The organism is Paenibacillus sp. GCM10027629, assembly GCF_042676425.1.
Taxonomy (GTDB): Bacteria; Bacillota; Bacilli; order Paenibacillales; family Paenibacillaceae; genus Paenibacillus_K; species Paenibacillus_K terrigena.
In genome coordinates this window covers 898,398-910,355 of the sequence record NZ_JBHTGZ010000009.1, presented here as the reverse complement: position 1 = coordinate 910,355, position 11,958 = coordinate 898,398, and the positions used below count along the sequence as shown (strand labels likewise).

At 42.2% G+C, this 11,958-nt stretch carries 9 protein-coding genes; 6 read left to right on the top strand and 3 right to left on the bottom strand.

Annotation, left to right across the window (positions count from 1 at the left end):
- On the top strand, positions 1 to 875 hold an 875-nt coding region (locus tag ACFQZR_RS13635), incomplete at its 5' end, for an amidase family protein (RefSeq protein WP_379346658.1).
- Between the two features lie 164 nt (positions 876 to 1,039).
- Here the strand turns inward: ACFQZR_RS13635 and ACFQZR_RS13630 are convergent.
- A complete protein-coding gene (locus tag ACFQZR_RS13630; RefSeq protein ID WP_379346656.1) occupies positions 1,040 to 2,023 on the bottom strand; it encodes a Gfo/Idh/MocA family protein in 984 nt (327 codons plus the stop codon).
- Between the two features lie 420 nt (positions 2,024 to 2,443).
- Here ACFQZR_RS13630 and ACFQZR_RS13625 point away from each other — a divergent pair, with 420 nt between their 5' ends.
- The 4 genes from ACFQZR_RS13625 (at position 2,444) to ACFQZR_RS13610 (ending at position 6,514) form a co-directional block, all read left to right on the top strand.
- Positions 2,444 to 2,827 (top strand): VOC family protein, encoded by a 384-nt coding sequence (locus tag ACFQZR_RS13625; RefSeq protein WP_379346654.1) that lies wholly within the window; start codon positions 2,444 to 2,446, stop codon positions 2,825 to 2,827.
- A 374-nt stretch (positions 2,828 to 3,201) separates the two neighbouring features.
- Positions 3,202 to 4,599 (top strand): VOC family protein, encoded by a 1,398-nt coding sequence (locus tag ACFQZR_RS13620; protein WP_379346652.1) that lies wholly within the window; start codon positions 3,202 to 3,204, stop codon positions 4,597 to 4,599.
- Positions 4,600 to 4,878: 279 nt separating this feature from the next.
- Positions 4,879 to 6,117 (top strand): extracellular solute-binding protein, encoded by a 1,239-nt coding sequence (locus ACFQZR_RS13615; RefSeq protein ID WP_379346650.1) that lies wholly within the window; start codon positions 4,879 to 4,881, stop codon positions 6,115 to 6,117.
- Complete coding sequence (locus ACFQZR_RS13610; RefSeq protein ID WP_379346648.1) at positions 6,101 to 6,514, top strand: VOC family protein; 414 nt, start codon at positions 6,101 to 6,103, stop codon at positions 6,512 to 6,514. Before ACFQZR_RS13615 ends, ACFQZR_RS13610 begins: the two co-directional genes overlap by 17 nt.
- Before the next feature lie 550 nt (positions 6,515 to 7,064).
- Here the strand turns inward: ACFQZR_RS13610 and ACFQZR_RS13605 are convergent.
- Complete coding sequence (locus ACFQZR_RS13605; RefSeq protein ID WP_379346646.1) at positions 7,065 to 8,810, bottom strand: hypothetical protein; 1,746 nt, start codon at positions 8,808 to 8,810, stop codon at positions 7,065 to 7,067.
- Positions 8,807 to 9,769, bottom strand: coding sequence for a hypothetical protein (locus tag ACFQZR_RS13600; protein WP_379346644.1), 963 nt, complete (start codon positions 9,767 to 9,769; stop codon positions 8,807 to 8,809). Before ACFQZR_RS13600 ends, ACFQZR_RS13605 begins: the two co-directional genes overlap by 4 nt.
- Positions 9,770 to 10,155: 386 nt before the next feature.
- Here ACFQZR_RS13600 and ACFQZR_RS13595 point away from each other — a divergent pair, with 386 nt between their 5' ends.
- Complete coding sequence (locus ACFQZR_RS13595; RefSeq protein ID WP_379346642.1) at positions 10,156 to 11,937, top strand: vWA domain-containing protein; 1,782 nt, start codon at positions 10,156 to 10,158, stop codon at positions 11,935 to 11,937.
- Positions 11,938 to 11,958: the final 21 nt, after the last annotated feature.

Below are 11,958 nucleotides of genomic sequence, written 5' to 3'. Positions count from 1 at the left end.
TCGGGATTAAGCCAACGGTAGGGCTCGCAAGCCGTAGCGGTATTATCCCGATATCTTTAAGTCAGGATACACCGGGACCAATTTGTAAAACAGTCGCTGACGCAGCAACTTTACTCGGAGTAATTGTTGGATATGATGAGAATGATCAGGCAACTTGGAATAGTCCACATCCTACTTATCATGACTATACAACTTACCTCGACAAGGATTCTCTACGCAATGCTCGCATTGGGATTCCTAGACATTACTATCGATCCTTAGATGAAGAAAGACTTTCAATTATGGAGTCCGCCATCAATGTTCTACGAGAGCAAGGTGCTACAGTTATCGATCCAGTAGATTTACATTTGGAACAGCATCCATGGAACAATGATGTTATCTGTTACGAATTCAAAACAGGGCTAGATCAGTACTTATCTAAGTTGAACCCGGATCTCCCCGTGCATTCTCTACAAGAATTGATTGCATATAATCAGAAGCATGCTGCATCTTCATTGAAGTTTGGCCAAGACAATCTGATACGCTCTGAACAAAATGGTCTAAACGAAGCAACCTATCAACTTAAACGAGAAGAATATAACCATCCGGCTATAGTGGAAGGGATTGACCACGCACTCGATCAACACAGATTAGATGCATTAATGCTACCTGGTGACATTGATGGAATGTACATTGCTGCACGGTTAGGATATCCTCTAATTACGGTACCGGCCGGTTATTCATCAAAAGGTATAATTGATGAGGGTGGTGATTCAACACAAGGTCCCTTTGGTGTAGTTTTTTCCGGGAGGGCTTTCAGTGAGCCAACATTAATCCGAATCGCCTATAGTTTTGAACAAGCTACACTATTTCGTCGTCCGCCAAATTTGAACTAGTTGATGTAGTTTCAGCTCGAATTAAATCGTTCAACTAACGGGACACGATAGCACAACGAAGAACAGGCTGCCGAATATTATTCGGCCGCCTGTTCTCCTTACGGGCAGGATAATGCAGGAAATTTAAGAATAACCTATACAACGGGTCGCCCAAATACGACAGCTTACCCCTCGAACGGATAGACAAGCCCCCACTGGGCTCTTAAGGTATCCAGCGTCTCGGCGACCGCGATCGATTCGTCGAGCGTGATCAAGGCGTTCTCCTTCCGGCCTGCCCGCAAGTCTTCATGTACGGCTGTAAATTCATAGCCGAATCCTTCCCCGATCCGTTCATCCTTGATTGTGTCCTCAAGCCGATCCCCTATGATCAATCTGGCTTCTCTAGGGGACCAGAACCGCGGAACTTCAATATGGCCCTTGGTTCCGATGATGCGAACCTCTTGCGGCGTCGAAGTCGAGATGGAAGAGAAGAGCGAAGCCATCTGTCCGTTCTCATATTCCAGCAAGCATGCCATTCGGGCATCCACTCCAGTAGAAGTGGAGCGGGAACGACTGAGCACCTCGACGGGCATGGAGCCGAAAACCATCGAGGCGTAGGAGACTGCGTAAACGCCGACATCGAGCAGACTGCCCCCGGCCATATCGGGATTGAACAGGCGCGATTGAGGGTTCTCCGCAGCAGAGAATCCGAAGTCCGCCGTTAAGTAATGCACGTCTCCGATGGCTCCGTCCGAAACCCATTGCATGACCTTGCGCGTTACCGGGAAGAATCGGGTCCACATCGCTTCCATAAGGTACGTTCCGGTTTTTCTCGCTTTCTCAACCATCTTCCGAACCTGCGCGGCATTCGGAGCGAACGGCTTCTCGCATAACACCGGCTTGCCTAATTCAAGTGCCAAACAAGCATGTTTCATATGGAGATGGTGCGGCGTGGCGACATAGATGGCATCCACTTCCGGGTTCCGGATCATGGCTTCGCAGTCGGTGTAAGCCTTTGCACCGTAAGGCAGCGCTAACTGCACCGCATTAGCTTCCGTACGGGAAAACACAGCGACCAATTTAGCATCGCTCAATTCCTTGAAGTCGTTCATAACCCGCTTCGTAATTCCGCCTGCTCCGATAAAACCCCAACCAATTACAGATTTCATGGACTCACTCCGTTCTCTCGCTTCTTCCGCCGACCCTCAGGGGCTCGGCCATAAGATTAATTTACCATGCCCACGACAAGGAGGCTATCTTAACTTAAGCCGAATTCACCGAATGGAAAAAGAATATATGGCTGTCGTTTCTCAACTAACGGGCAGGATAGTTCAATAATTCTCGGTGAAATTAGTCTTTACATTCGAACGTATATTCGCTATATTTTATATGGGTATATTTTCCATGAAAGGCTGCGGAAATTTTCTCAAATCAGATTCATTAAGGAGGAAAAGAAGTAATAGCATTTCGCAAAAGGGAGTTTAGCAAAAACAAATTGAATATCAAGACTAAAAAACGTGGAAGAAATTACACGCATTAATGCTTTCAATTTTGTACTTCCAATGTACATATGAAAATGGAGGTTTAATATGAAAAACGTTGTTGGCTACATGGACATTTTGTATCTGCCTGTCTTAAATTATGAGGAAACCATAAAGTGGTATCAGGAGAAACTTGGTTTTCATTGGAACGGTATTTGCTTCGGTCTCGGAAAGGGACCGGTGATCATGTTGGTGAAAGTTGATAACGAAGAAGATGTGAAACTTACTTATAAAACAGATCATTGGGAAGGTAAAGATTATGACATGCATCTGCTGTCATTTAAATCAGATAACATTGAAGAGACATATAAAACGTTAAAAGAACGAAGGGTTTCGGTATCGGAACTTAAAACGTATGATGAAAATCGGAAAAATTTTAGATTCTACGATTTAAATGGTAATCGATTTGACGTTTGGCAACCAATTCCTTGAATAAGTGGACAATTTGACACTGCCGAAACGTCGATGCACTTGTGTAATGGATATCTAAGCTTAGTAGATTGAGCTAACGGGACACGATAGCTGAATAAAACTTATTGTTGAGCAGGCTACCGCAGTTTGCTCATTTTATTAAGCTAACGGGCAGGATAATGTGATTGTGGAAACGAAAATATTCATAGATTTATTTTTTCAGTAAGTCAGGTTTGCGACATCATGTGGCATCAAAATAATTGTAAGTCTTAAAACAAAGTTAATGTGAAATGAGAAGGGAGTTAATGAAATAAACAATATCAAAATTTTAAAGCAATTTCAGAAAAACAATAACAATTAAACAATTTTTAAGTGTCGAGGAGGATTTATTTTATATGAGTATAATGTTGCAAACCACTACATCTGCATTCAACAAATTTATATGTCTATATCTTCCGGCGGATGATTCGCCAGCATTGTCAAAATGGTATACAGAGCATTTCAATTCTCCTGAGACACGAAAGTATTGTATCTTTTGGGAACCAACAAAAGAAAAAGGGACTACCTGTAATTTCATGACGGATGAATATATTCCGGGGAAACCTTATGAAATGTTTGCTGTACGATTTGAAACAGATTGTATTGAAGCGTTGTATGAACGTTTGTCCAATGCAGGCGTCCCATTGGAGCCGATGCATTCGGATCATGAGGGCATCACGTTTGTATTTACCGATCCGCAAGGGAATAAGTTTCAGGTACGGCAGCATGCGGATACTGAAACCCAGCAGCTACGTGACGATGTTCCGGCATTAATCGAAGCATCTGCGCTATTTTTCCCGGCAAGCGATCCGGAAGCAACACGCAAATGGTATTCGGAGCTTCTCGGTTTGGAATTGAATGATTCAGGATGGCCGAAGACGAGGAATGGTGAAGAAATTTACTTCTATAGGTCGCTAATTCCTGGGCAGACGACAAACTTCGATAAAAATGCAGTAATGGGTGACAGGCCTTCTACTTTATATTCAATCATCAATGTTGCTGTGGATGATCTTGGTGAGATGCATAAACGAATGCAGGAGCAGGGACAGAAGGTTGAGATTATATACGACAGAGGCGGATGCGGGCGACAGTTCCAGCTATATGATCCCGACGGCAATATGCTGGATATATGGGAAACGCAGACGATGATATGTAAGGATTTCAATTTTGACGGTGGTGATTGGAAACAACAATATAAACTAGATGGAGAAGATATTGATTCATTTTTGACGAGAGTGACAAAGAGTGATTTGAACCATCGACGCATCGTGATTCCGGGTTATAACATTTTACACCAAGTTGATCCTAAGGGGCTGCAATCTCTTTTGGAAACCCTGCATCAGTATAGTTTAGAACATTCTCATCCATTTGAAATCATAAAGCGTGATTGGTATCTGATCGACACTGACGCTACGGAGCCAGTTGATAATAGAGAAGTATTTATTCTTCCCACCGAACGTGCTGTCGGAGCAATAAAGGTATACGGGAGGCCTTGGTGTGAGGATAGCCCGAATTGGAAAGACCGGATTGAGCTGCAAATTTCTTTTTTCTTTGTTTTCAATATTGATTTATTTTTTAAGCATGCATTAGAAGGCCGCCATGAAATTTTTCGACGAATTCAAATCATTAATGATGAAGCGTCCGTACCTTGGTATTTGATGAAAATTGATCCGGAGGCGGTAAAGGAGCTTAAATTGGCAGTGGAACAGTTTAATCAAGAACATCCGGACCATGCAATAGAACTAATAGAATAAGACTGCAGTGGAGCTGCAGCTTATGATGCTGGAAACCTGGATTTTTTGACTTGTATACGACGACCAGATCATTAAGCTAACGGGACACGATAGCACAATACACACCTATGACGAAGCTGCCGGCACGATCGGTGGCTTCAGTACGTTAACGGGCAGGATAATGTGATTGTAGAAACGAAATTGTTACTACAAAAAACATTTTCTTCAAAAAGTCAGGTTTGCAACATCTGTGGCATCAAATTAACTGTAAGTCATAAAAATAATACTTTGGAGGTTATTATGAACAAAGAACCAGTCACACTAAACATTTTGCTTTACGATTGGATGGTACATGGCTTTCAGAAATGCATAGATAAGTTCAATGAGAAATATCCCTGGATTACGATAGAACCCGTTCGATCCGCGGGACGCGAAGATCTGAGATTAATCGAGTGGCAGAATAATTTACAAGAGAAGGGCCAGTCTGCGGATTTAGCGATAACTTACGAATATTATCACTGGATTGAAAAAGGGATGTTGGAGGATTTAACGCCTTATATTGAAAACGATAAAACGATGAATAACTCAAATATTGTTGAAGGAACTCTGGAGACCTTCAAAACAGGCGAACAAACCTATACTGTTCCCGTAATTTTAGACACCTATTGGTTTTATGTGAATAAAGATTTGTTGAAAAGCTTAAATCTGGAGATGCCGTCGAACGATTGGACTTATGATGAAATGTTTGAGCTTGCGACTAAGGCCACAGATGTTTCGATCCATCAATATGGTCTTGACTTTAGTCCACCCATCACGTGGTATGTAAAATCGTTATATTCGATTGCGAATGGACATGCAGATCATCCATTTTTCATAAAAGGGGATTTGACTGAAAGTGTTATTGATACACCCGAAGTCATTGCTGATCTTCAATGGTTTTACGACCTCATCAACAAATATCAGGTGATTATTAATGAAAAGTTAATAGGCACTTTTCCGATACAGCCGTTTTTTCAAGGAAAAACATTTTTTATAGCCGCAGAGTACGCGCCAGATCCTAATTGGACCTTCGAATGGGACGTATTGCCGATGCCGAGGGGGACAAAGAAGCAAGTTACGATGCATCAAATTACACCAATGGGGGTACTTGCAGCTTCACAACACAAGGAAGAAGCTTTCAAATTTATTAGCTTCTTCTACGAATTAGAAACACAAAAGTTTTTAGCGGATATTGGAAGAGTACCAACGATTAAACATCCAGAGCTAGATCATTATTACGATGAAATCGATCACTGGAAGGGAAAAAATGTGGATGCAATTAAACTTTCAAATACGATCGGTTATCAGGAGCCAATTATAATGGATTCGGTTTTTCATACACAATATATGCCGTTTTATCATGACAATAGCTGGAAGATATTTTCTGGTGAATTTAGTTTTAGTGATGTAACAAAAGAAATTGATAACTGGAGTAGAAAAAAAGTTAAGTTTAAACCAAATAAAAATAGAAAGGAATGTAACAATGAGTATTCAGACTAATGGTCCTGTTCTAAAAGGTTTGGCATGTATCTATATCCCCGTATCAAATCCATACGATTCTGCTCTATGGTATATCAAAAACTTCGACATGGAAGTAGCCGGATATTCTCAACCACTTGTCCCAGGAAAGGACATGGTATCGTTAAGAACGGGTTCGGGATATAATTTTTTCTTAATTCAAAGTAATGATGGGAGAACATTAAGCTTTCATAATAAAGACGGGTATCATCAGCCTGCATTTTGCATTCTAGTTGAAGATTTACAAGCTGTTTTTCAGAGGCTGAAAGCCAATAATGTAGTTTTTGGAGATATAGTTCTTAGGGATAGAGAAAGTTGTGGAACTGACTTAGAAGTTTTGGACCCAGATGGTAATAAATTTCAGCTTTGTCAACAATAATGAATAGTAGAGAAAGTAGACTTCAGCATTAAATTTGGCTGAGGAGATTAAGCTAACGGGACACGTTAGTTTAATATAGACACCACGCAGCCGGTCAAGGAGATCGGCTACAACTTCTTGTCTTTTCTTTTATCGATACTTATTCTTGTCCTCCGACAGATTGTGACACAAGCCAAGAATATCTTGGTATATAAGGGATATTCCTAATTTAAAGACATATGTACAAAATACGGGTTTTGTGAAGAAGTATATATAAACAATGACATTTATAGTAAGTTTTACGTTTTTCCACATGTCAAATTCCACATTTTTTATTTCATCACTCTCATTTGTCTTTACTCATTTATTTACATTATTTGAATACGAATACACCACATAATTTTACAAACTATCACAAAACAATGCCCCCAAGAAGAATTCATTTTGTGACTTCGTTATAATTAGAGTCTTCCTATTTATTTCATGATTGATTCATATAAACAAACAAAAAGCATGAACAAAAAGAGTTTTTGCCTCTTTAAATTCATGCCTTATCCAGTAAATGTTTGAACTACTTCGTAATGGTCTCCACCTCTACGACCGGGATATTTAGCATTTGATCCCCGAGCTGCACCTCTTTCGACTGATCAAAGGTTCCGATAATCACTGCTGTTCCGATTGAATAGGAGAAGTCACCCTTCAATTGTATGAAGCTTTCCCCCATCTGTGCATACACACCGGATTCTCCGACTGTGACGATTGTCGCGGTAAAACGAACCTTCATGTGCTGATACTGCCACAAATCCCCAACAACGATATCCGTAAACTGCTGTACGATTCCTGAATACTGGTACGTGTCGTTCACAAGTGAATAGACTGCCAATTGCCCTTCCGCCTCAGTAACATTTGGATTATTCACGTGGAGTGTACCATCGGACTGTACCTCATACCCATCCGCCTCGAATTGAAATAATGGGTGCAGTTGACCATTAATCACGTTAAATGCCTGGTAACAAGCCCCTCGCTGATTGGAATCCATTTCTAAGACAATTACTGGTATAGCGCGTGTGCTCAACTTCTCTTCAATCTTTAAACTTCGAATTTTAACCCCCTTCGGAACTGTATCATATTTCAGCACCGAAACATGGTTGTCGCGATCCGAAGTCCCATAATAGAGGTTATTCATCGCATCCGTCGCAATGGCATAGACTTGGGCACCGAAACGGTCTTTCCCACCGCTTACCAGCTCATAATTTACGCTGCTATCTACGTTCTGCAGAAGCCTTACAGGGTCCGCTGCCGTCCATGCTGTCTTCGCATCCTGCAACTCCTGCTTCGTATCTTGGTATTCTGCAATGCCCTCGTAAATCTGAATCGCTTTTTGAAATTCCCCGTTGCGAATCAACGTTTTCGCTTCTTTCATCCATTTCCGGATTTGGCTGTTGATATAAGCTTCAATACGCGATTTTACTTGCACTGACTTGGCATATTCAACATACATCTTCGCATGCATGGCAAAATCAGCATAACGCTCATGACCAACATCGTTCCGCAAGAAGGCTTCCACTAGCGCCTCTACTTTTTTGGGAACCCAACTTCCTTTCAATTCCAAGTCTGCATAGGTCTTCTGCATGGACACAGCTTCATTCAATAAACTCTGGTATTGGCCCACGCTCGCGATTTGATCCATCTTCTGTTCATCATACTTCTTGAATGTTGCCGATAGCTCATCCGCTCGTTTGCCCTCCCGATTGTAGTAGGCCGCAGGAATCTTCCACAAGTTCGATTTAAAGCTCTCATCCTCGTAGTTCTTATCTTTGAGATTCGATGACATCTGTGCATAGAAGCGCTCAATGAAATATTGGAATGTGTCTTCTACCTTGGCAGCGACTTGCGTTGATTTCGCAATTTGTTGATAGTAGACAGCGTATAGATTCTCTGCTTTGGCATAAGGCGCTTTAAATTTCTGGTAGCTCGTAAATGCCGTCATGAAGCGTCCGAAATCATTGTTCTTCTCGACCTGCAGCAATTCGGTGTTCAGATCTGCCAGCGTCTGTTTCATTTCCGTAATCGGAGCAAGCTCCTGTAAACGCGCAGATATTTTATCTTCCTGATAACGAATCCATCGATTATTCAAAGCGTTGGTATAAGAGGTTTCCGCTTCCACCAGTTGCTTATTAGCCCACAGTCGGTCGGCCTCCGCTACGTTATTCATTTTGAGAATGATATATACCCCTTTAACCCCAATCAGGATTAGAACCAGCGCGCACAAAAAAATCATCACATTTCGAGGGGTTATCGCCCGAATGATCGTCATATAGAGTGACCCCTTTGGCTTTTTTGTTGAAAGTCAGGATCCCATTGATATTTTTCCGTGTAAATACGCATGACTTCTTCCGACAGCCGCCCCCAATCTTCGTTCGGATATTGTTCGATCATCTGGTAAAGGCGAAGGAAACGATCTTTTGGTAGATTATAGGCATAACGTCTGACTAAACCCGAATAACTGTGAACGTAATGCTTCATGCGTACAGCGGCTCCGGCAATGGCCGTTAGGATGTCTCGACCCTGTTCCTGCCCCATAATTTCTGGCTCGTATGCCATGATATATTGAAACGTTCGGTCTTTAATCAAGTCTCGTTTGATCTTTGCCAGCTCACCGATATATTCGACCAGCACGGGTTCATATTTGCGGACAAGCAGCGGTTCAAGTTCTAAGTCCATATCTTTACGAAGCAAAAATGTCTGAAGCAGCGTCAGTTGCCGTATACGAATCATATCATTGTGCAATAAAGTGCTGATCTCACGCAGCATTTCGTAGCAACGCTGGTTATCGGTACCCCAGTAATCGATTGCTGCTTTGTAGTCCCGAATGATTCCGTTTTGGACATTTTTCTCATTAGCATGGAATAGCTTATCTAACGCACGGAGACACTCTGCATCCAGCACATTTCGTTGCACGATCCATAAGACGCCGATCAACACGATGCTGGCAATGCCGCAAAGCGCCATCTGCAGTAACGTATTGCTTAAGAAAATGCTTAGCAGACCGAGACACACGGCAACAAGAATCACCGTATGCATGGCATGCTTCGCGTTACGCTCCGCTAGTTCTTCGACAGGGATAAGATGAGGTTTGCCGCAATCCGGGCAGGTCGTGTCTCCTAAGATCGTGAATGTATGGCATTTCTTGCATACCTTGAGCTTTTCGTATCGATATTTTGTTTTATCATAAGACTTCAAAAAAACAGGGGTTTTGGAGTTTCTCTTGTTCATGCCTGATCACGCTCTGAATTCAACATGCCTAGCAACGTTTTGTCGATGGTTGCCGGGTCTAATGATTTTTTACGGTGCCATCCATATTGAATACATTTTACAATGACAAAGAGAAACAAAATTCCAATAAATACGTATGCAAACATATGAGTTTCCTTTCTTTTTTACGTTTTACAAGGAGCAAGATTCTGGAAAAGTTGAAGTTCAATGGCTTTAACTATATCATAATGAAAGATTCGAGATTCTAGCAAACATCGTTCTTTTTTTGTATGATACTATAAAAAATAGATTTTTTTACATTATTTTCTTTGCCCATATTTCATCTCGCATTAAGCATGAATAACTAGAATAATAAATATGATCACACAGAAAAAGGAGCCTTACCTATGTTTAAAAATAAAATCGGCCTTATGATCTTGATGCTAACTTTCTCGATGCTGCTTCTTCCTCTGGCCGGTAGCATACCTGCTGCTCACGCGGCTGCCCAATCGTCTAAGATTGACGCTGTGCTGGTTGTGGATGTCAGTAACTCGATGAATAGCAGCGACAAAAACAAAATCGGCAATGAAGCGATGAAAATGTTCATCGACATGTTATCCGTTCAGGGCGATAAGGTGGGCATCATTGCCTATACGGATCGGATCGAGCGTGAAAAAGCACTTCTTGAAATCAAATCCAATACGGACAAACAAGATTTGAAGCAATTCATTGATCAACTGAATCGCGGCACCTACACGGATATTGCAGTCGGGGTTCGTGAAGCGGTTAAAGTGCTAGAAGATGGAGCGGATGCAAGCCACGAACCCATGATCGTCGTCCTTGCAGACGGAAATAACGCTTTGAACAAGAAATCCAATCGGACGCAAGCACAATCGGACAATGAATTGAATCAAGCCGTCGAAGACGCGAAGAACAAGAACATTCCGATCTATACGATTGGGCTCAATGCCGATGGTAAACTGAACAAGGAAGCTCTTGCAGACTTATCGAAGCGAACCGGTGCCAAATCATTCGAGACGAGTTCAGCCGATGACCTCCCTCAAATTCTGAGTGAAATATTCGCGAGCCATTTGAAGCTTAATATTGTCCCTATTCAATCCCTGACGGGGAACGGAAGCTATCAGGATGTCACAGTCAATGTTCCGAATGCGAACGTCCTTGAAGCGAATATCTCCATTATGTCATCCAAACCTGTTGACATCAAATTAACGAATCCATCAGGACAATCTATTCCTGTTCCTTCCAATGAAGTCCTGATATCGAAGTCAAAGAGCTACACCCTGGTGAAAATGCTCAAACCTGTTCAGGGCGATTGGAAACTTCAAGTTAAAGGTGCAGACAAGAACAAAATCGACATCAATCTCGTCTTTAACTACGATTTGGAACTGGCGCTAGACCCGATCCCCCAGAAAACGTATAAAAAGGGAGATACCATTGACATTGGCGCCTATCTCACGAGCAACGGTCAGAAGCTTCAAGACAATGGTCTCTATAGCAACATGACAGCCGTCCTCAAAGTCAAAGACCTGGGAACCGGGAAAGTAACGGAAATGCCTTTGACCAATGCGGGTGATCATTTTGAAGGAACCTATACCGTTGCGGATCAGAAAGCTTATGAGTTAACCGTAAAAGCGGAAGAAAAGAGCTTCTATCGCGAATCAGATCCTGTAACGATTAATGCGAAGGCATCTGGCGGAACTGCCGTCACACCGAGCGGGCCGGAACCCAAAGACGAGAAACCATTTCCGATTTGGACCGTTATTCTAGGCGCGATTATCGTGGCTGCGTTCGCAACCGGAGGTTATTTCATTCTTGCAGCCGTGAAAAAAGCTAATCGCGGCTTCGTCGGTCAACTTGTCGTTGAAATCCGCGATGAGAATACGGGAGAGAAAAGTTACCCGCAGTACAAGAAGTTAAAAGCTTTTAAAGGCAAATTCAATTTACACCAACTCCTGCAGCTCGCACCTGAGCTTAAGGAAACAGAGCATATTATCTTCTTCCCTGCCAAGAATGATCACATTCTATTGAAGAACCAAGCCTCTAGCTCAATCGAGAAGTCCGGCCGTACGTTAGACGCAAGCCGAGGATTGGAGTTGAAGAGTTCGGAACGCATTACGATCACGATGAGCAGTATTGATAAAACCATTTTTATAGAATATCTCGTTTAAATCCGTACCAGTGATCCTTAA

Coding starts and splice junctions, on each gene's coding strand:
- ACFQZR_RS13630 (WP_379346656.1), bottom strand. CDS start 2,023: ATGAAATCTGTAATTGGTTGGGGTTTTATCGGAGCAGGCGGAATTACG.
- ACFQZR_RS13625 (WP_379346654.1), top strand. CDS start 2,444: ATGAAAAACGTTGTTGGCTACATGGACATTTTGTATCTGCCTGTCTTA.
- ACFQZR_RS13620 (WP_379346652.1), top strand. CDS start 3,202: ATGAGTATAATGTTGCAAACCACTACATCTGCATTCAACAAATTTATA.
- ACFQZR_RS13615 (WP_379346650.1), top strand. CDS start 4,879: ATGAACAAAGAACCAGTCACACTAAACATTTTGCTTTACGATTGGATG.
- ACFQZR_RS13610 (WP_379346648.1), top strand. CDS start 6,101: ATGAGTATTCAGACTAATGGTCCTGTTCTAAAAGGTTTGGCATGTATC.
- ACFQZR_RS13605 (WP_379346646.1), bottom strand. CDS start 8,810: ATGACGATCATTCGGGCGATAACCCCTCGAAATGTGATGATTTTTTTG.
- ACFQZR_RS13600 (WP_379346644.1), bottom strand. CDS start 9,769: ATGAACAAGAGAAACTCCAAAACCCCTGTTTTTTTGAAGTCTTATGAT.
- ACFQZR_RS13595 (WP_379346642.1), top strand. CDS start 10,156: ATGTTTAAAAATAAAATCGGCCTTATGATCTTGATGCTAACTTTCTCG.